The 20,310-nt window shown below is 68.1% G+C and carries 16 protein-coding genes; 7 read left to right on the top strand and 9 right to left on the bottom strand.

Features of this window, described 5'->3' with window-relative positions:
* Positions 1–9 precede the first annotated feature (9 nt).
* Positions 10–684 (top strand): ChrR family anti-sigma-E factor, encoded by a 675-nt coding sequence (locus tag E6C72_RS02070; RefSeq protein ID WP_109443162.1) that lies wholly within the window; start codon positions 10–12, stop codon positions 682–684.
* 69 nt (positions 685–753) lie between these two features.
* Here E6C72_RS02070 and E6C72_RS02065 read toward each other — a convergent pair whose 3' ends face one another.
* The 5 genes from E6C72_RS02065 to E6C72_RS02045 form a co-directional block, all read right to left on the bottom strand.
* Positions 754–1,221 (bottom strand): preQ0 transporter, encoded by a 468-nt coding sequence (locus E6C72_RS02065; protein ID WP_109443161.1) that lies wholly within the window; start codon positions 1,219–1,221, stop codon positions 754–756.
* A gap of 150 nt (positions 1,222–1,371) precedes the next feature.
* A complete protein-coding gene (cimA, locus tag E6C72_RS02060; RefSeq protein ID WP_109443160.1) occupies positions 1,372–2,973 on the bottom strand; it encodes a citramalate synthase in 1,602 nt (533 codons plus the stop codon).
* A 178-nt stretch (positions 2,974–3,151) separates the two neighbouring features.
* Positions 3,152–4,828: a methyl-accepting chemotaxis protein gene (locus E6C72_RS02055; RefSeq protein WP_109443159.1), complete on the bottom strand. Its 1,677-nt coding sequence runs from the start codon at positions 4,826–4,828 to the stop codon at positions 3,152–3,154.
* Positions 4,829–4,980: 152 nt separating this feature from the next.
* Positions 4,981–5,868 carry an NAD(P)-dependent oxidoreductase gene (locus E6C72_RS02050; RefSeq protein ID WP_109443158.1) on the bottom strand — a complete coding sequence of 296 codons (888 nt, stop codon included), beginning with the start codon at positions 5,866–5,868 and terminating at the stop codon, positions 4,981–4,983.
* A 30-nt stretch (positions 5,869–5,898) separates the two neighbouring features.
* The gene (locus E6C72_RS02045) at positions 5,899–6,324 is read right to left on the bottom strand and encodes a tellurite resistance TerB family protein (RefSeq protein ID WP_109443157.1); all 426 of its coding nucleotides are present in this window, start codon (positions 6,322–6,324) and stop codon (positions 5,899–5,901) included.
* A 175-nt stretch (positions 6,325–6,499) separates the two neighbouring features.
* Here E6C72_RS02045 and E6C72_RS02040 point away from each other — a divergent pair, with 175 nt between their 5' ends.
* The 3 genes from E6C72_RS02040 (at position 6,500) to E6C72_RS02030 (ending at position 12,233) form a co-directional block, all read left to right on the top strand.
* Positions 6,500–7,447 (top strand): AEC family transporter, encoded by a 948-nt coding sequence (locus tag E6C72_RS02040; protein WP_109443156.1) that lies wholly within the window; start codon positions 6,500–6,502, stop codon positions 7,445–7,447.
* A gap of 290 nt (positions 7,448–7,737) precedes the next feature.
* Positions 7,738–9,912: a bifunctional diguanylate cyclase/phosphodiesterase gene (locus tag E6C72_RS02035; RefSeq protein WP_247875964.1), complete on the top strand. Its 2,175-nt coding sequence runs from the start codon at positions 7,738–7,740 to the stop codon at positions 9,910–9,912.
* Between the two features lie 704 nt (positions 9,913–10,616).
* A complete protein-coding gene (locus E6C72_RS02030; RefSeq protein ID WP_169055120.1) occupies positions 10,617–12,233 on the top strand; it encodes a methyl-accepting chemotaxis protein in 1,617 nt (538 codons plus the stop codon).
* Positions 12,234–12,281: 48 nt separating this feature from the next.
* On the opposite strand, the gene E6C72_RS02025 is transcribed toward E6C72_RS02030, so the two are convergent.
* Complete coding sequence (locus E6C72_RS02025; protein ID WP_109443153.1) at positions 12,282–15,059, bottom strand: ATP-dependent DNA helicase; 2,778 nt, start codon at positions 15,057–15,059, stop codon at positions 12,282–12,284.
* A 112-nt stretch (positions 15,060–15,171) separates the two neighbouring features.
* Between E6C72_RS02025 and mtgA the strand changes: the two genes are divergently transcribed.
* The 3 genes from mtgA (at position 15,172) to E6C72_RS02010 (ending at position 18,124) form a co-directional block, all read left to right on the top strand.
* Positions 15,172–15,846, top strand: coding sequence for a monofunctional biosynthetic peptidoglycan transglycosylase (gene mtgA, locus E6C72_RS02020; protein ID WP_109443152.1), 675 nt, complete (start codon positions 15,172–15,174; stop codon positions 15,844–15,846).
* 92 nt (positions 15,847–15,938) lie between these two features.
* Positions 15,939–16,463 (top strand): flagellar basal body-associated FliL family protein, encoded by a 525-nt coding sequence (locus tag E6C72_RS02015; RefSeq protein WP_109443151.1) that lies wholly within the window; start codon positions 15,939–15,941, stop codon positions 16,461–16,463.
* Between the two features lie 293 nt (positions 16,464–16,756).
* On the top strand, positions 16,757–18,124 hold the full coding sequence (locus tag E6C72_RS02010) for a DEAD/DEAH box helicase (RefSeq protein ID WP_109443150.1): 1,368 nt from the start codon (positions 16,757–16,759) through the stop codon (positions 18,122–18,124).
* Between the two features lie 112 nt (positions 18,125–18,236).
* Here the strand turns inward: E6C72_RS02010 and E6C72_RS02005 are convergent, their stop codons facing one another.
* From E6C72_RS02005 to cobS, 3 genes are read right to left on the bottom strand one after another with little or no spacing between them, the layout of a single operon-like run.
* Complete coding sequence (locus E6C72_RS02005; RefSeq protein ID WP_109443149.1) at positions 18,237–18,761, bottom strand: pyridoxamine 5'-phosphate oxidase family protein; 525 nt, start codon at positions 18,759–18,761, stop codon at positions 18,237–18,239.
* 52 nt (positions 18,762–18,813) lie between these two features.
* Positions 18,814–19,458, bottom strand: coding sequence for a histidine phosphatase family protein (locus tag E6C72_RS02000; protein WP_109443148.1), 645 nt, complete (start codon positions 19,456–19,458; stop codon positions 18,814–18,816).
* Complete coding sequence (gene cobS, locus E6C72_RS01995) at positions 19,455–20,264, bottom strand: adenosylcobinamide-GDP ribazoletransferase (protein ID WP_109443147.1); 810 nt, start codon at positions 20,262–20,264, stop codon at positions 19,455–19,457. The genes E6C72_RS02000 and cobS overlap by 4 nt, the downstream gene beginning before the upstream one ends.
* Between the last annotated feature and the right edge of the window lie 46 nt (positions 20,265–20,310).

Here is a 20,310-nt window from a genome sequence, read left to right as displayed (position 1 = left end):
GCATTTCCGATGAACCGGCCGAGCCACCACCCCGGCGACACCCTGCTGATCGACTATGCCGGCGGCGCCCTGTGCGAGGGCGCGTCGCTGGCTGTCGCCACCCACATGGCCTTCTGCCCCGCCTGCCGCCATGCCGTGGCCGAGATGGAGGCGATCGGCGGCGCAATGCTGGACGATCTGGAGCCGGAACCGTTGTCCGCCGGCTGTCTGGAGGCGCTGATGGCCCGCCTGGACCATGAGCGGCCGGCGCCCTGCCGCCCGGCTGCCAAGCCGTCGGCTGAGCAGTCGCGCTATCCGGAACCGTTGCGCAGCTATCTGCGCGGACGCCTGGACCGCGACGGGTGCATCGGCGACAGCGGCTGGCGCTTCCTCCAGCCGGGCATGCGCAGCCTGGATCTGTTGTCCGGCCCGGAGGGGACCACCCGGCTGATCCGTATGAAGGGCGGTGTCGGCGTGCCGAAGCACACCCATGGCGGCATCGAACTGACCGTGGTTCTGGAGGGCGGCTTCTCCGACGAACTCGGCGCCTTCCTGCCCGGCGACATCGCCATCGGCGACCCGTCGCTGGTCCACCGTCCGGTGTCCGACCCGGAAGGCTGCCTGTGCCTTGCCACGACCATCGGCGGGCTGCGGATGACCGGGCCGCTGGGGCGGTTGTTCAACCGGTTCGTGAAGAGGTTCTGAGGAAGCGCGCCACCCTCTCCCCCGGCGGCATGCCGGAGAGGGAGAGGGTGGCGGAACCTGAAGGCTTGATTATGCCGCGACCGCCATGCGCCCGTCGCGGGCGCGCATCAGCAGCCAGACCGCCGAGACGCCCAGCAGCTTCGAGGCGAAGCTGGCGGCCCAGACGGCGGGATCCCAGACGTCCAGCATGCCGAAGAAGATGGCGGTGTCGACCGGCACCGACAGGGCGGCGCTGATCCACAGCCGGTCGCGCAGCGGGCGGCGGGTGATGGTGAAGACCGCCCAGTCGATCATTTCCGACACGGCGAAGGCGACGACGCTGGCGGTGGCGACGAAGGGATCGGTCAGCAGATAGGACAGCACGGTGCCGCCAAGCATGGCGGCGAGCGCCCAATGGCCGAAACGCACCTGCACCATGTCGCGCAGGATGAAGATCAGACCGGCCCAGCAGGACCAGACCAGATCCAAGTGCGGATACAGGCTGAAGGCGAAGTTGATGGCAAGAATGCTGCCGATATAGGCGGCGAGCCAGAGCATGGCGATGATCCTCCGAGAGCGGACCCGCGGCAATACGGGCGCTGATGACCGGAGCCGTCCCCGCGTGAATGCGAGCGCCCCGAGAAACCGCTCTAGCTAACAGAACATGGCCATGCTGGGAAGGTGCCGCGTGGTCCTTCCCCCGGTCCGTCACACCGGAGTCGCGTCGCCCTTCATCAGCGCGTAGGTGTAGCTGTCGACCAGCGCTTCCATCGACGCTTCGATGATGTTGGTCGACACGCCCAGCGTCGACCATTCGGCGCCGTCGGTCCGGGCGCTGCGGATCAGCACGCGCGGCATGGCGCCGGTGCCGTCCTTGGCCGCCAGGATGCGGACGCGGTAGTCGGACAGGCTGACCTTGGTCAGCGCCGGATAGGCCGGTTCCAGCGCCTTTCGCATGGCGACGTCGAGCGCATGCACCGGGCCGTTGCCGTCCGCCACCTCCATCCGCACGGCGTCGCCGACGCGCACGCGCACCACCGCCTCCGATTCCACCACCAGCTTGCCGACCGCGTTGTAGCGGCGCTCGTCGGTGACGTGGAAGCGCAGCAGTTCAAAGAAGCGCGGCACCTCGCCCAGTTCACGACGGACCAGCAGCTCGAAGCTGGCCTCCGCCGTGTCGTAGGCGTAGCCGTCGCTGTCGCGCTGCTTCACCAGGTCGAGCAGGCCGGCAAGGCGGTCGTCCTTCGCGTCCACCGCCATGCCGATGTCGCGCAGCCGCACGATCAGGTTGGAGCGGCCGGCCTGATCCGACATGACGATCTGGCGCCTGTTCCCGACGGCGTCGGGGGCGACATGCTCGTAGGAGGCCGGATCCTTCTCCACCGCCGAGACATGCAGCCCGCCCTTGTGCGCGAAGGCGCTGGCTCCGACGTAAGGGGCGTGGCGGTTGGGGGCGCGGTTCAGCCGGTCGTCGAAGGCGCGGCTCAGCTGGGTCAGCAGCGGCAGATCCTCGCGCCGGATGCCGGTCTCGTAGCCCATCTTCAGCATCAGCGTCGGGATCAGCGAGACGAGGTTGGCATTGCCGCAGCGCTCGCCCAGCCCGTTGATGGTCCCCTGGATCATGCGGGCACCGGCCCGCACCGCGGCCAGCGAGTTGGCGACCGCGTTCTCGGTGTCGTTGTGGCAGTGGATGCCCAGACGGTCGCCGGGGATACCGTGCGTCTCCACCACCTCGCGGACGATGGCGTCGACCTCGTGCGGCAGGGTGCCGCCGTTGGTGTCGCACAGCACGATCCAGCGCGCACCAGCCTCGAAGGCGGCCTTGATGCAGGACACCGCATAGGCCGGGTTGCGCTTGTAGCCGTCGAAGAAATGCTCGGCATCGAACAGCGCCTCGCCCTTGGCGGCATGGAGGGCGGCGATGCTGTCGCGGATCAGGTCGAGATTCTCCTCGCGCGGGATGTTCAGCGCGACGTCGACATGGAAGTCCCAGCTCTTGCCGACCATGCAGACCGCCTTGGCGCGCGACTGCGCCAGCGCGGTCAGCTGCGGGTCGTTGGCGGCGCTGCGGCCGGGGCGGCGGGTCATGCCGAAGGCGGTGAAGGTGGCGCGGCTCAGTTCCGGCGCCTCGGCGAAGAACTGGTCGTCGGTCGGATTGGCGCCCGGCCAGCCGCCTTCGATGTAATCGATGCCCAGACGGTCGAGGTCCTTGGCAATCGCGATCTTGTCGGCGACCGAGAAATCCACATCCTGGGTCTGCGCCCCGTCGCGCAGCGTGGTGTCGTAGAGATAGATGCGTTCGCCCGTCATCGCCGCCTGACCTGTCGAGTGCCCTGTGGACATTGGGATCGGCAGTGCTTTGCCATCCTGTGGAAAGCCGCGAGAATGGACGATGCGGCGCTTATCCTCAACCGTTTTGACAAGAAACTTGCGGAAAGCGGAGCTTTGCCGCAACGGACGGGATTTGCGGCCGGAGGCGGGCCGCCGATCAGGCGGCGCGCACCTGCCGGATGAAGCGCTCGACCTCCGCCGACAGCCGGTCGGCATCACCCGACAACGTCCGCGCGGCACCCAGCACGTCCTCGGCGGCGACACCGGTGTCCTCGGCCGCATGGCGCACCAACACGATGTTGGTGGAAATCTCCTCCGTCCCCACCGCGGCCTGCTGGACGTTGCGGGCGATCTCGCGCGCGGCGGCGTCCTGCTGTTCGATGGCGGCGGCGACGGAGGCGGCGATGCGGTTGATGTCGTCGATGGTCCGGCCGATCTCGGAGATGGCTTCCACCGCCTCGCCGGTGACCCCCTGCATGTTGGCGATCTGGCTGGCGATCTCCTCGGTGGCCCTGGCGGTCTGGGTGGCGAGGTTCTTCACCTCGCCGGCCACCACGGCGAAGCCCTTGCCGGCCTCGCCGGCGCGCGCCGCCTCGATGGTGGCGTTCAGGGCCAGCAGGTTGGTCTGGCTGGCGATGGCGTTGATCAGCTGGACGACGTCGCCGATCGCCTTGGCATGGTCGGCCAGCTGGCGGATGGTGGCGTCGGTCCGGCCGGCCCGTTCGGCGGCTTGGCGGGCGACGTCGGCGGTGTTGCCGACCTGCCCGGTGATCTCGCCGATGGAGGTGGCCATCTCCTCGGCCGAGGCGGCGACGGTCTGCACGTTGGCGGAGGTCTGCTCGGTGGCACCCGCCACCGCCGAGGCCTGCGCACGGCTCTGCTCCGCCAGTCCCGACAGCGACTGCGCGTTGGCGGTCAGCTGCCCGGCGGCCGATCCAACCTGCGCGACAACGCCCTGCACCGCCAGCTCGAACCGGTCTGCCAGTTCGGCCATCATGCGGCGGCGTTCGATCTCGATGGCTTGCTTGGCCTGCTCCTGTTCCATCTCCATGCGCTGCTTGGCGATGGCGTTGTCCTTGAAGACGGCGACAGCGCGGCCCATCTGGCCGATCTCGTCCCGGCGCCCGGCCGCCGGCACAGTGACCGACACGTCGCCCGCCGCCAGGCGATCCATCGCTTCGGTCATCTGACGAAGCGGGGCGATGACACGACGGACCACGACTCCGATACCGGCGGCCAGCAGAACCGCCGCCGCGGCCAGCAGAAGCCAGGACTGCCGGGCTTCCTGCAGGTAGAGCTGCTGGGAGCCCTTGAAGTCCTCGGCGGCGACCGTGACCTGAAGGTCGATCAAGGCGCTCACCTGATCGGTCACCGGATCGATGTTCCGATAGAGATCCTGGACAACGAAGCGGTCGAGCGCCGCCTTGTCCTGGGCATCGAGAATCCGCAGCAGGGTCGCCACCGCGGCGTCGGCCCTGTCCATCGCCGAACGGGCCAGGGCCACCAGCCTCACCTCATCGGCGGTCAGGCTGGTGGCGGTATAGGCGGTCCAACGCTCCCGCACCGTTGCCTGCGCCTTGCGCACCGAAGCGGCGCCGTCCGGCCAGGGCAGTGCGCCTGACCGCAGCTTGTGGGACGTATCGACGATCAGGACGGCATAGGCGTCGGAGATGATCTTGAGATCGCGCAAGGGCACCACGCGGTCCTCGTAGACCGATTTCATCCGTTCGTTCGCCGACCTCAGGGTCGTCACCGAGTTCAGGGCTTCGAGCCCGAGCATGGCTCCCAGAATGACGAAAGCCCCGATCAAGGTGGCCCGCAGGGTTATCGTCATTCGCCGTCTCCGCTTCCGCTGTCATTGTATTGTCACAAGCTCAGCGAATATGCGGTTATGCACCAAGAGGCGGCAATCAGGGGCGGCCCTTAAGTATTGTCTCTCATGCTAAAGGATTATGGGAGTGTGGCAGGCCCTTGGCGGTTGCGGCATCAGCGGGCGAACAGTCGGTAGAGCGCGGAATGGTCCAGCCCACCGTCACCCTGGTCGACCAGCATCTCGAACAGCTCCAGCGACAGGCCGAGCGTCGGCAGGTCGATGCCGGACTGCTGGGCCAGCTCCTCCGCCTGCCGCAGATCCTTGACCTGGGTGGTGACCCGGCCGCCGGGGGTGAAGTCGCCGCTGACCATCCGGCCGCCATGCAGGTCGAGGATGCGGGATTCGGCAAAACCGCCGCGGATGGCGTCGCGCACCTTCGCCGGGTCGGCGCCGGCCGCTTTGGCCAGCGCCAGCGCCTCCGCCACCGCGCCGATCGTCAGGGCGACGATGACCTGATTGGCTGATTTGGCGATCTGGCCGGCACCGCTGGTCCCGACATGGGTGATGCGCCGGCCCATGGCCTGCAGCACCGGCAGGGCACGGATGAAGGCGGTCTCGGACCCGCCGGCCATGATGGTCAGAACGGCACTCTCGGCCGCCACGGTCCCGCCGGAGACGGGCGCGTCCAGCCACGCCGCCCCGGTGGCGGCGATGCGCTCCGCCAGCGCGCGCGTCGCGGCGACGGCGGTCGTGCCCATGTCGATCACCAGATGGCCGGGCCGCAGGACCGGCAGCAGCGCCCCGGCCACCGTTTCCACCGCCGCGGTGTCGGTCAGCATCAGGATGATGGTCTCCGCCTGTCCGGCGACGGCGGCGGGGCCGGTGGCGGCGATCATGCCTTCGGCCGTCAGTTCGGCGACGGGGCCCGGGCTGCGGCTGGTCACCACCAGCTCCGCGCCGGCACGGGCGAGCGCACGGGCCATCGGCTTGCCCATCAGGCCGAGCCCGATGAAGCCGATGCGCTGGCCGGCGAGATCGGGGCGCGTGGTGTCTTCGGTCATGGCGGTGCTTTCAATCAGCTATTGAGGCGGTCACAGGCGCATGTGGCGGGCGCGGGCGCCGCGTTCGATGGCGGCGGCGCACAGCCGGTCGACCCCCAGCCGGTGGCGGATCAGTTCCAGCATGCGCAGTTCCTCCTGCGAGGCCTTGGGATCGGCGGCGGCGATGTCGCAGGCCACCGCATAGGCGGTCTCGCGCAGCTTGGACGGCAACGCCTGTTCGATGATGGTCAGCACGGTGTCCAGCCCGTCGCTGTCGGCCAGCATCGCGGTGCATTCGCGGGTGGCGGCCATCACCTGATCGCCGCTGTAATCCTTGAAGATCGGCAGGTAGCGCACATTCTCGCCGATGGCTTCCAGTTCGAGGTCGGTCATGTCGCCGTCACAGGCGGACACCAGGACCATGACGTAGATGAGTGCGCTGTGGTGGTCGATCATGGAATCGGTCGGCTTTCTCATGGGGGCGGTCTCCCGTTAAGGAGTGGTCGCGTGTAAGGTCGGCAATCTCGAACGCCGCCATCGCGGCGTCAAGCTTGGCGTCTGACGCCGCGAAGGCGGCGTCAAGGGTGCCATGCCGGGAGCGGAGGGGTCGGCTGCTCGACGCGACGGTTGGCGTTGCCTATTGTCGCGCACCATGAACGTCGTCCTCAATGTCGCTTTTCCCGTATTCGCCATCATCCTGGCCGGCTTCCTGTCCGGGAAGTCGAAGCTGCTGGGGGCCGCCTCGTCGGAGGCGCTGAACAAGTTCGTTTATTGGATGGCTCTGCCACCGGTGCTGTTCCTGGGCACCGCCCGGCGTTCCATCCCGGAAATCTTCAACGGCCCCTTCATCGGCGCCTTTCTGGGGTCGATGCTGCTGGTCTATGCGCTGGGGGCGGTGATCGGCCGCCTCGTCCATCGCGAGCGCACCCAGGTCCAGTGCATGCAGGGGCTGAACTCCGCCTTCTCCAACACCGGCTACATGGGAATTCCGCTGTTCCTTGCTGCCTTCGGTCCGGACCGTCTCGCCCCCACCATCCTGGCGACCGTCATCATGAGCGCCATCATGGTCGGCATCGCCGTGATCTGGATGGAGTTCGCCAACAGCCACGGCAATGGGCTGGGCAAGGCATTGCGCGATGTCGGCCGGGCGCTGGCCAGGAACCCGCTGATCCTGTCCACAGCCGCCGGCCTCGCCTGGTCGGCGCTTCTGCCTGGCGTGGCGGTACCGAAGCCGATCGCCACCTTCTGCGAACTGATGGGCTCCCCAGCCGGCCCTTGCGCGCTGTTCGCCATCGGTCTGTTCCTGGCCTCGCAGCGGTTGACCGCCGGGCTGGCGGAGGCCGGGTGGATCAGCGCCTTGAAGCTGCTGGTCCATCCCGCCCTGGCCTGGGTGCTGACGCAGACCCTGTTTCCGATGGACCCCTTCTGGACCGGCAGTGCGGTGATCCTGGCCGCCTTGCCGACCGGCGCCCTGACCTTCGTGGTCGCGACCCAGTACCAGACCTATGTGGAGCGCACCTCTTCGGCGATCCTGGTTTCGACCGTGCTGAGCGTGGTGACGCTTTCAGGATTGCTTGCGGTATATGCCCCTGCAGGTTGATAAAGTTTCACAATACCGCGAATGTTTCCAAGCCGCGCCGTGCGGGAATTGCGCAGGTGTTTAAAAAATTCTTGTCGGAACAAGCAATCTTCGGAAATCCGGCTTTTTGCTTCTGGCAAAGCTCTGAAATTCAGTCTGTAGTGAACATGTGAATCTTGTGTGTCATTGTGCCTGTCGACGGCCGATGCAACTCAGTCTCGTCCCTTATTCCCCCGCCCATCCGCTTGGAGTAGCCTGTTCCATGGTGCAGACGGGGGACGTCTATGGCGGAGGGAGTGGAGCAGGTCGGTGTGGCATCGTCCCGATCGGAAACGAGCCCATCGGATTCCGGCCCGTTCCATGCCGGATCGGCTGCCGCGGCGCCGGGGGATCGCTTCGGCTCGACACCGTTGCGCGCCGGGATCGCCACGCGCGTGCTGGCGTCGATCGTTCTGTTCAGCTCCCTGGTCACCCTGATTTCGACACTGGTGCAGCTCTATTTCGATTTCCGCCGTGAGGTCGACGGCATCCACGCCCGTTTCCGCGACATCGAACTCAGCACCGTTCCGAGCCTTGGCGGCAGTCTGTGGCAGTTCGACAGCGATCAGTTGACCCTGGTGCTCGACGGCATCATGCGGCTGCCCGACGTCAGGATGGCGGAGGTTCGGGAGGTCGTCACGGGTGTCAGGAAACCGTTGGTGATCAAGCTTGGCCAGCCTCAGGTCCAATCCGTCCTGGCTGCGGAGATGCCGCTGACGCGCATGACCGCGAACGGACCGCAGGTGATCGGCATCCTGCGGGTGGAAGCCACCCTGACCGGTGTCTATAGCCGCCTGCTCGGAACGGCGGAAGTGATCCTGGTCAGCCAGGGGATCAAGACTTTCCTGGTTTCGGCCTTCATCCTCTTCATCTTCCACCGTCTGGTGACGCGCCATCTGATGGCGATGGCCGACTATATGCGGCGGCACGACGTCCGGGCGGCCCCGCCGCTGCTGACCCTTGACCGTCCGAAGCGGGAGCATCCCGACGAACTCGATCAGCTCGTGCGCTCGTTCAACGACATGTCCGGCGATCTCTATGCCGCCAATCGCGAGTTGGCGGGCGCCAACGAGGCTTTGGAGCGCGACATGGCCCTGCGTCAGGCTTTCGAGGAGCAACTGTACCGGCAGGCACATTACGATGAACTGACGGGTCTGGCCAACCGGCTCCTGACGCGCGACCGTCTGGAACAGGCGATCGTGAACTCCCGCCGCAACAAGGTGCCGAGCGCGCTGCTGTTCATCGATCTCGACCATTTCAAGAACGTGAACGACACCCTCGGCCACGAGGCCGGCGACGCGCTGCTGCGCGAGGCGGCGCAACGCCTCAAGGCGTCCATCCGGCAGGGCGACACCCTGGCGCGCATGGGCGGTGACGAGTTCCTCGTCATTCTGCCGTGCATCGCCAGCAACGGTGCCGCCCGCGAGGTGGCCGAACGGGTGGTGAGGGCCTTCTCCATTCCCTTCACGATCAACGGCCACGACCATTTCGTGACCGCCAGCATCGGCATCGCCCTGTATCCGACCGACGGGGATGACGGGCCGGAGCTTCTGCGCAACGCCGACCTCGCCCTGTACCGGGCGAAGGAGCAGGGGCGCAGCCGCTACGAATTCTACACCGCTGCGATCAACGAACGGGTGCAGCGTCGCCTGACCCTGGAAAACAGGTTGCGCGGTGCCGTTCAGCGCGGCGAATTCGTGCTGCACTATCAGCCCGTCGTGGCGACGGACACCGGCGCGCCGGTCGCGTTCGAGGCCCTGCTGCGCTGGCGCCAGCCTGACGGCAGCCTGATCGCGCCGGGTCAGTTCATCACCGTGGCCGAAGAAATCGGCCTGATCGGCGAGATCGGCGACTGGGTGATCGAGACCGCAGTGCGCGAGGCGGCGTCGATCCTCACGGTGCCCGGTTGCACTCCCCGAATCGCGGTGAACGTGTCGCCGCGCCAATTGCGCGTCCCGTCCTTCAAGGCCAAGGTGACGCGGGCGCTGGCGGCCAGCGGTCTGCCGCCGGAGCGCCTGGACCTGGAGATCACCGAGGGCGTCATCATGGATGAGGCTCCGGAGATCGCCAACACCCTGAGCGCGCTGTGCGGGCTCGGCGTCCGGCTGTCCATCGACGATTTCGGCACCGGCTATTCGTCGCTGAGCTATCTGCAGCGCTATCCGTTCGACACGCTGAAGATCGACCGCTCCTTCATCGTGGATGCCGGCAGCAACGAGGCGGCGGCCCGTCTGGTGGAGACCATCATCCTGCTGGCGCGGGGCCTGAAGCTGGAAACCATCGCCGAGGGCGTGGAGACCGAAGAACAGCGCCAGTTCCTGAAGGCCAACGGGTGCGATCTGTTGCAAGGTTATCTGGTGGGCAGGCCCGTCCCGATCGACGAGGCCGCCGCCTTCCTGCGCAGCCGACAATGGACCGATCCGGAGTTCGCGTTCACCGGGGCATAATACCGGTCCTCGTTCTGCAATCCGGAGGCTTCGACCTGAGGGCTATCGGCTTGCCTGTCGGGTGCCGCCTGCCGACATCGCGGCCGCGCTTTCGCGCGGACGCCGTCCCGACGCATTTGCGGAAATGCCTGAAACGGATCGCCGGGACCGGCTTCGATCCTGCCGGGACGTGCTGACGCGGACTTTCCCGGTCTTACCGCCATGCCGTTCAAGAGGCCATTCTTCGACGAGCAGGCGATTGTGAAAGTTGACAGGAAAGCTCGGCGGTGCCGCTCATCTCGGTCCGGAGGAACGGGCTGTCCTGCTGAAAGAAGAAATCCCAACAATCCGATTTGAGATTGCTGGCGACACAGGAGTGTAATGATTTGCGGCGTTGTTATTTTCCAAAAGGCAAATCTAGAATATTTGCAACTTTATATCAATAAATATGGACTTAAATTTATTGCAGCGTTGCATTATGAGCGTGGCAGGAGTTTCTGCGCTTATCCGTACATTAATATATTTCCGGTATGGTGTCCGTGCTCTTTAGGAATCCGCATTTCCAGCACCTCCAACTTGCGGATGCGCATGGAGGCTCTCGGTGACTTTGGTTTCCCTTGGCCTGCCGCGAAAAATGACAAGCTCTCTGAACGTGGAGAAGAACGGTGCTCGCTAGGTTGAACATCTCCGCTCGTCTGATGGTGGGATTTGGGCTTCTAGTTGCCTTGATCATCGCCCTCGCGGCCTTCGCAATGTCCCAGTTCGAGAGTCTCGGGGACTATGCCGCGTTGTCGCAGAACCGATCCGCGGTCGTGATCGGCATGAAGGACTCCTACCTGAGCGTCAGGCAGGGGCGCGTCATGGCCTGGAGCTATGCGGCCACCGGCGACGCCGGCTATCTCAAGAGCCGTGACGAGGCGTTCGCCCAGGCCCGCGCCCAGCTGCAGGCCGTTCAGAACCTGATCGTCACCGACGAGGGCCACAGGCTGGTCAGGGCGTTCGAGGAGTCGATCGTCGATTTCGAGGCGAAGGCCCGCAGCTTCAACGACCTGAAGGCCAAGGGCGTCGATGGCGCCTCGCCCGACTATCAGAAGGCCATCGCCGAGGTGAATGCCGCCGCCAAGCGCTATGCCGATGCCAACAACACCGCCAGCGCCTATGTCGAGCGTCTCAATACCGACACGGCGAAGGACATCAGCAGCCGCATCGATTGGGCCTCTTCTGCCGCGATCATCGCCGGCGTGGCCGGAACGCTGCTGGGCGCGTTGACCGCGTGGCTGATCGGGCGCGGCATCACCGGGCCGGTCAACGCCCTGTGCGGGGTGATGGAACGGCTGGCCGGCAACGAACTGGCCGTCGAGGTCCCGGGAACCGCCCGCCATGACGAGATCGGCGCGATGGCCCGGACGGTCGAGGTGTTCAAGACCAACGCCCTGGAGGTCGAGCGCCTGCGCCAGGAGCAGGAGGCGCAGAAGGTCCAGGCCGCCGAGGAGCAGAAGCGCGCCATGAACCGGATGGCCGACAGCTTCGAGCAGAAGGTCATGGGTATGGTGACGGCGGTCTCGTCGTCGTCGGGTCAGTTGCAGAGCACCGCGAAGACCATGTCGTCGGTTGCCGACGAATCGACGGCAGCCGCCTCCACCGTCGCCGCTGCCGCCGAGCAGACTTCGGCCAACGTCCAGACCGTCGCCGCCGCCACGGAGGAGCTGTCCTCCTCGATCGGCGAGATCGCCCGGCAGGTCGCCGAATCCGCCCGCGTCGCCAACACGGCGTCGGTCGAAGCCGCCAACACCAACGAACTGGTGCGCAAGCTGACGGCGGCGGCCGACCGCATCGGCGAGGTGGTGAGCCTGATCAACTCCATCGCCGGCCAGACCAACCTGCTGGCCCTGAACGCAACCATCGAAGCGGCCCGTGCCGGGGAGGCCGGCAAGGGCTTCGCCGTCGTCGCCAGCGAGGTCAAGAGCCTGGCCAACCAGACGGCCCGCGCCACAGAGGACATCAGCCAGCAGATCGCTGCCGTTCAGGAGGAGACCCGCAACACCGTCTCCGCCATCCAGAGCATCTCCAACATCATCGAGCAGATCCAGGGCATCTCCACCACCATCTCCTCGGCGGTCGAGGAGCAGGGAAGCGCTACCAGGGAAATCTCCCGCAACGTCCAGCAGGCGGCCCAGGGCACCCAGCAGGTCAGCGGCAACATCGGCAGCGTGACGCAGAGCGCAGAGGCGACCGGAAACGCCGCCGGCCAAGTTCTCGACGCCGCAGGTCAGCTGTCGCAGAACGCCGAACGCCTGAGCCGGGAAGTCCAGGATTTCCTGGCGTCCGTCCGCGCGGCCTAACAAGAGCGGGGAAGAGCGGGGGGCGGGCTCGTCCCACCCCCCGCGCCATCACCAGCCCCGTAGGAACTCCGCCGTCTCTTCCACCGCCTGCTTCAACCCGACCCGCCGCATCTCCACCCCGTCCGGGAAGGCGCCGGCAAGCCGGCTCGGCATCATCGGGTCGAGCAGGACGAAGACGCCGGTGTCGTCGGCGCGGCGCACCAGCCGACCGAAGGCCTGCTTCAGGCGCAGGCGGGTGATCATGTCCTCGTAGCGGCGGCGGCCGAAGGCGTCGCGCCGGGCGCGGTGGAGGATGTCGGGCCGCGGCCAGGGCACGCGATCGAACACGATCAGGCGCAGCGAGCGGCCCGGCACGTCCACCCCGTCGCGCACCGCGTCGGTGCCCAGCAGGCAGGCGTGTTCCTCGTTGCGGAAGATGTCGATCAGGGTCGAAACATCCAGCGGATCGACATGCTGGGCATAGAGCGGGATGCCGACCTGATCCAGCGGTTCGGCGATGCGGTCGCGCACGGCGCGCAGCCGGCTGATCGCGGTGAACAGGCCGAGTCCGCCGCCACCCGCCGCCAGGAACAGCGACTTGTAGGCCGCCGAGACCTGCCCCAGATCGTCCTTGCGTACATCGTTGACGACGAAGACGCGGGTGCGGTTGGGATAGTCGAAGGGGGAGGGGACCTGGGCGCGGATCGCCGGGGCCGGCAGATGGCTGGCGCCGCAACGGTCCTCCGCCGCGCGCCAGTCCTGTCCGACATCGCCGGTGCCGTCCGTCAACGTGGCGGAGGTCACCACCAGCCCATGGGCGGGGCCGGCCAGCGCCTCGGCGAAGGGAACCGTCGGATCGACCCAATGGCGGTACAGCCCGACATCGACATCGCGACCGTCGATCCGCTCCACCGCGAACCAGTCGACGAAGTGGGAGGGTGTTTCGGTTGGCAGGGTGCGCAGCATGGCGCGCCACGCCTCCACCGTCAGGGTGCCGCGGCGGTGCAGGCTGCGCGACAATGCGTCGATGCGGCGGCGCTGGTCGGAATCCAGTTCGGCGCTCTCATCCTCCAGCCGCTGGGCCAGCCGGCGGGCCAGCGCCTCCACCGGTTCGGACAGGCGGACCAGGGACTGCTCCAACTCCGCCGCCGCCTCCAGCAACCCATCGACCGGATAGGCCTTGTCGGCCTCCAGGCTGTAGGGGCCGCCCTGACCGGCGGTGCGGGCATAGACCTGCTGGCGGGCGAGCAGCAGGAAGCGCTCGGTCGGCCCCTGCGGGTTGTCGGCGGCCAGCCGCGCCGACCAGCCGTCGGCGGGCAGCACGCGGGCGCCGATCAGGATGTCGTCGAGATGGCGCAGAGCCTCCTCGTCGTTGGCGACGATGTCCTCCAGCCGGCGCTTCAGGCCGCGGGCGCGGCTGCGTCCGGTCTCCTCGGCACCGAGCAGCCAGCGCCGCAGCTCCTGCGTCTCGCGGCAGGTCAGATGGCCGGCGAAGGCGCTGTCGGCGGCGTCGAAGACATGGTGCCCCTCGTCGAAGACGTAGCGGCTGGGCAGCGTCGGCTCCTCGCCGCCGCCGAGAGCCGCCTGCACCATCACCAGCGCGTGGTTGGCGATGACGATGTCGGCCCGGCGGGCGCGGCGCACGCTCTTCTCGATGTAGCAGCGGGCGTAATGGTCACAGGCGGAATAGATGCATTCGCCGCGGCGGTCGGCCAGCCCCATGGTCGGCCCGCGCCCGGCGATGTCGACCAGCCAGCCGGGGAAGTCGCCGCCGGTCATGTCGCCGTCGCGCGTCGCCGCCGCCCAGCGCGCCATCAGCCCGACGCCGATGGCGTTGTGCGGCTGGAAGGGCATGGCGCGCACCGCCTCTTCCAGGTTCAGCAGGCACAGATAGTTCTCGCGGCCCTTGCGCAGCACCACCTTGCGCGCCTTGGTCGCCGGGTCGGCGTAGAGCCGGTCCAGTTCGGCATCGATCTGGTGCTGGAGGTTGCGGGTGTAGGTGGAAATCCACACCGTTCCGCCATTCTTCTCCGCCCACACCGTGGCCGGCGCCAGATAGCCCAGCGTCTTGCCGACGCCGGTCCCGGCCTCCGCCAGCACCACGTTCGGCGTGTCGGGAAGCTGGCGCGGGGCGAAGGCGGCGGACACCGCGCTGGAGTAATCGGCCTGCTGCGGCCGCGGCTCCGCCACCTTGCCCAGCACGTTGGCCGACAGCATGGCGGCGAGGCGGCGGCGCGCCTCTTCCGGCTCCACCGGATTCTGCGCGGGTGGCGGCGGGGGAGCCCCCTCTTCCCACTCCTTGATGCGGGTCCAGACGCGCAGGCCCGAACGGGCGGCACCCTTTTCCGGTCCATCGGGCTTGCCGAGTGCGGCCAGCACCGCCGGCGCCCACGGCCAGCCGGCGCGCCCCATCTCCCAGGCGAAGGCGACGGGGTCGGAGGACTCCTCGCGTCCGCCAGGGGTTTGGGGAGCCCCCAGATCGCCCAGCAGCCGGCGCACGGCGCGTTGCAGGGCCAGCGCCTCCGCCTCATGCCCCTCAGGGGTGGGCAGGTCGAGCGCCTCGGCGATGCCGCGCGGGGTGGGGACGCAGAAGCGGGCGGGGTGGACGAAGGCGAACAGTTCCAGCACGTCGAAGGCCGGAAAGCCGTCGATTCCCAGTCGGCGGGCGAAGGCGCGGGCATGGCAGACCAGCGGCGGCTGCCGGCGCACCTTCGAGGCGGCGGCAGCCAGCGACAGCTCCTCCACCTCGCCGTCGAGCGTCAGCGACACGACGCGGCGCGCGCCGGCCACCATGGCGGGCGCGTCGTCGAGACTGTGGAGCGGGGTGGGATCGGCGGTCAGGTCCATCGGCGGCACTATATGGTGGCCGGCCGCCTCAAAGCGAGCGCGGGATGTTGACGGCCCGCCGCTTCCCCCCCATTGAGGGAAGTCCTGGGGAGCCGAGCGGAGACGGGGCCTTATGCGAAGACTGCTGCGCTGGGCGCTGATCGGGGTGGCGGGGCTGGTTGCCTTCACCATCCTGTGGGCGGCGATCTACCGGGTCGTGCCGCCGCCGGCCACCCCGCTGATGCTGATCCGGGCGTTGGGCGGCTCCGGCCTGTCGCGCGACTGGGAACCGCTGGAGCGTATCTCGCCGGCCCTGGTGGAGGCGGTCATCGCCTCTGAGGATACTGGCTTCTGCGGCCATGGCGGCTTCGACTGGGCGGCCATCGAGGACGCCTTCGAGGAGAATGAGGACGGCAGGAGGCTGCGCGGCGGCAGCACCATCAGCCAGCAGACCGCCAAGAACGCCTTTCTCTGGCCCGACCGCAGCTGGACCCGCAAGGGGGCGGAGGCCTGGTTCACCCTGCTGATCGAAAGCCTGTGGAGCAAGCGCCGCATCCTGGAGGTCTATCTGAACATCGTGGAGTGGGACGACGGCGTCTATGGCGCGGAGGCGGCGGCGCGTCGCCATTTCGGCAAGTCCGCCGCGGCGCTGACCCGGCGCGAGGCGGCGCTGCTGGCGGTGGTGCTGCCCAGTCCGCGCAACTGGTCGCCGACCCGGCCCAGCGCCTATGTCGCCCGCCGGGCCGGGGTGATCGAGCGGCGGATGGCGTTGGTGCGACGGGACGGGCTGGCCGAGTGCGTGCGGTGAGGCGGCAAGGGACGGCGCCTTCCACGGAATCTTAACCGCTACCGCGCTACACTCGATCCCGCTCCCGCCGCCCGGCCCGCAGGAGGCCGATCATGGCCACGCATCGTACGCTTCACGGACCGCTGTTTTCGACCCCGCCTCCCGATCCATTGCGTGAGGAGTTGGCGCCCCATCATGAAGCTCAGCCGGAACCGGCGCATCCCACCCGGCTTCTGATCATCGTCCTGATCGCTCTGTTCACTCTGGCCGGGCTTGCCTATGGCGGCGGTGTCGCTCTCGATCGCATCCTGGACCAGCGGCGGATCGAAGCGCGGATGGGGCCGAAGCCGCGGCTGGCGCAGCTGCCGGCGATCGAGGTTCCGCTGGGCGGGGTACGGGCAGTGGAGATGCAGGTCTCGCTGGTGCTGGCACCGAAGGTGGAGCCCGACCGCATCCTGCGCTACCAGGACCGCATCGCCGACCGGCTGTTCCAGACCGTAAGCCGGATTGACAGCGAAACCCTGACCGGCCCCGGCTCCGCCGAGGTTCTGAAGGCACGCATCAAGGAGGCCGTGAACCGCGAGGCCGGGACCGGCCTGTTCCGCGACATCTACATCGAACGCATGGTCGTCAAGTGATCGACGCGGGGCTCGTCCTGCGATGAGTCTTGTTTTGTGCGGCGCAATAGCCTATGTAGGGCGTCTTGATCGCTGGAGGCTCGCGCGTCTCTTGAGCGAGACGCGCTGTGATTGCGCAACGGCAACCCCCTAGGGGGTAAACGTCCCGGTGTTCTAGGGACGCTCTGGCCGCTGCATCGGATAGACGCCTCTCCCTCTATCGACCTCCTCCCGGCGAGTCCGCCGGTATGTCCCACGCCCGCCATCGGGGCGCGCGGGGTCGTGCCGTGTTGCTTTGAGAAGGTTGTTCCGACTTGACGTTTTCCGAACTCGGCCTGCACCCGCTCGTCCTGAAGGCCCTCGAGGCGTTCGAATACACCACCCCGACCCCGGTCCAGCTCGCCGCCATTCCGCCGGCGCTGCAGGGTCGCGACATCCTTGCCACCGCCGAGACCGGCACCGGCAAGACCGCCGCCTTCATGCTGCCGGCGCTGACCCGCACCGCCGAGCTGCCGCTGAACGGCGCCGCCACCCCGCGCGTGCTGGTGCTGGCCCCGACCCGCGAGCTGGCCAAGCAGGTCACCGACGCCGCCCGCAAATACGCGAAGTTCATGAAGCTGAACATCGTGGACGTGGTCGGTGGCATGCCCTACCGCGAGCAGCTGCGCCTGCTGTCGCGTCCGGTCGACGTGCTCGTCTGTACTCCGGGCCGCCTGCTGGACCATGTCGCCCGCCGCCGCATCGCCCTGGACGAGGTCGAGGTGCTGATCCTCGACGAGGCTGACCGCATGCTGGACATGGGCTTCCTCGACGATGTCGAGACCATCGCCAAGTGCTGCCCGCCGACGCGCCAGACCATGCTGTTCACCGCCACGCTGGACCGCCGCATGGCGCAGCTCGCCGGCAACCTGCTGCGCAACCCGGAGCGCGTGGCCGTCGAAAGCCAAGCCACTTCGGTGAATGTCGAGCAGCGCCTGCACCATGCCGACGACCTTGACCACAAGCGCCGCCTGCTGCAGCATTTCGCCGCCCAGGAAGAGGTCGGCAAGGCGATCATCTTCGCCGCCACCAAGCGTGATGCCGACACGCTGGCCGAGGAGCTGAGCGCCGCCGGCCATGCCGCCGCCGCCCTGCACGGCGACATGGATCAGACCAAGCGCAACCGCACGCTCCAGCGCCTGCGCACCGGCCAGGTCCGCCTGCTGGTCGCCACCGACGTCGCCGCCCGCGGCATCGACGTGCGCGACATCACTCATGTCATCAACTTCGACCTGCCGCGCTCGGCGGAGGATTACGTCCACCGCATCGGCCGCACCGGCCGTGCCGGCGCCTCGGGCGTTGCGATCTCCTTCGCCGCCCGCGCCGACCGCGAGACCCTGGTCCGCATCGAGCGCTACACGAAGGCGACGCTTGAGGTGCATGTGGTGCCCGGCCTGGAGCCGACGCGCCCCTTCACCACCGGCGGTGCCGGCCGTCCGGCCGGGCGCAACGGCCGTCCGGGTGGCGGCGGCAAGCCGTGGCACCGCAACGGCGAGTCGAAGGGCCCGCACGCTCCGCGTGGTCCGCGTCCGGACTATGCCCGCAACGACAACCACCGCGGCGACGCCCGCCCGGACCATGGTCATGCCCGCCGCGAAGCCCACGGCAACGGCAAGCCCGCGGCCCGTGCGAAGAGCTGGTAACCAGCAGCGTCCCTGACGCTTCCGCGCCTTGAACGAAAAAGCCCTCCCTGCTGGCCTCGCGGTCGGCAGGGAGGGCTTTTTCATGTCGGGACGGCCTGCTTCGGCCGGTCCTTTACTGGAACGCAATCTTGGCGTTGTCGCCCGGATCCGGTGACTGGCCGGTCAGCTTCGCCTTCACATAGCCATAGGCGTAGACCATGGTGCTGGACGGGCTGTCCCAATATTCCGCCTGATCGACCGACACCTTCAGCAGGGCGACCTCGGGGTCGTCCGGCCCCTGGGGGAACCAGGTGCTCATGATGTCGCGCCACAGGAAGCGGATCTTGTCGCGGTCGCGCACGACCTCGGCGATGCCGGAAACCGACACGTAATCCTGCTTGTCCGGATTGGAATAGGCGAGGTTGACGCGCCAGTGGCGGTCGATCTCCGCCACCTTTTCGGAATGGGCACGGGTGAAGAACCACAAGGTGCCGTCTTCGAACCCCGCATGGGACAGCGTCGCCATCGGACGGGAGTTCAGCCGGCCGTTGTCGTCCAGCGTCGTCATCATCGCGACCTGGACGCCCTTCATCATCTCCCAGAGCTTCTTGATTTCGCCCTGGTCGGGGCTGTGGCCGGCGGTGGTGCTATGGACCATGGTCTGCCTCTCGTTCGGTAGCCCAACGGAGACTGGGGAACGCCGGCAGCGGTCAGAAAGTTCCGCACTGCAGATTCACTCCACCGACCGACCAGGCCCCGGTCCCGGCGTGGTGGTGGTCGATCCGGCTCAGCGACCAGGGGTCGATCCGCAGCCGCAGCGCCGCCTCCGGCGTCAGATCCAGCGCCAGCGCCAGTGCGCCGCGGATGCTGCCGGCATGGATCACCGCAACCAGATCGCGTCCGGCATGGAGGTCGGTCAACCGCCGCAGCGCGTCAGCCGTGCGTTCCATCACCATGGCGAAGCTCTCGCCGTTTGGCGGGGCATGGCGGGCGGGGTCGCGCCAGAAGCGCGCCGCCGCTTCGGGGTCGCGCAGCGCCGCGGTATCGTGGCTGATCCCCTCCCAGTCGCCGAAATCCTGCTCGGCCAGCGCCGGTTCCACCACGGCGGTGCCGGCAAGCCGGGGATTGCGGCTCCAAAGCGCCTGGGCGGTCTGACGGCTGCGGCGGAGCGGGCTGGTCAGCCACAGGGCGTCGGCGGGCAGGCTTGCCGCCAGGGCCGCGGCTGCGGCGCGGTTACCGGTGTCTGCCTCGCGGTCGCTCGATCCGCAGATGACGGCGTCGGGGTTGTGGACCGGCGCGTGGCGGATCAGCCACCAGCGGGTGACGGTCAGGGGGGTGAGGCTTACCGCGCTCATGCCGATGCTCCCATGAGGGCGGAGAGGGTCAGCAGCACCGCCGTTTCCGCCACCTGCTGCGCCGCGCCGAAGACGTCGCCGGTGTGCCCGCCGATCTGCTTGCGGGCGAGCGCGGACACCGCGATCACCGCCAGAAGCGAGGCCGCCAGCGCCGGCAGGGCCAGCCCACCGAGCGCCGCCACGGCAATGGCGATGCCGAACGCCAGAGCCAGCAGCACCGTCGCCATCGCCGGCCGACCCTGTGCCGCCGCCAGCCCGTCGCGGCGGGCCGGGGACAGGACGCGAGCCATCATCGCCAGCCCGCAGCGCGACAGGGCCCCGGCCGCCACCAGAGCCGAGACCGCCGCCGGCACCGGCAGGGCGGCCAGTGCCGCGGCGCGGATGCCGACCGAGAAGACCAGCGCCAGCACGCCATAGCTGCCGGCCCGGCTGTCGCGCATGATCTCCAGCTTGCGTGCCAGATCGCGTCCGCCGCCGAAGCCGTCGGCGACGTCGGCCGCGCCATCCTCGTGCAGGCCGCCGGTCAGCCGCACCGTCGCCGCCAGCGCCAGCAGCGCGCCCGCCAGAGGCGGCAGATGCAGCAGAGCCGCCATGGCGAACACCACGCCGCCCGTCAATCCGACCAGCGCGCCGACCAGCGGAAACCATCCCATCGCCCGCGCCGAGGCACCCTCGGCCAGCGGACCATTCAGTGGACCGATGGGAGGAAGGGGCAGGCGGGTCAGGAACACCAGCGCCAGGGCGGCGTCCTGGGTCCAGCGCGGCGGAGGGGGAGGAACGGTCGTGGCATCGGGCATGATCGGCATCGACTACGCCCAACCGGCGTCCGGCGCAACCCTACACGGCGGGCGG

The organism is Azospirillum sp. TSH100 (assembly GCF_004923295.1).
Classification (GTDB): domain Bacteria; phylum Pseudomonadota; class Alphaproteobacteria; order Azospirillales; family Azospirillaceae; genus Azospirillum.
Note: the sequence above shows the minus strand (reverse complement) of the source record. Positions and strands in the feature narration are given on the sequence as shown.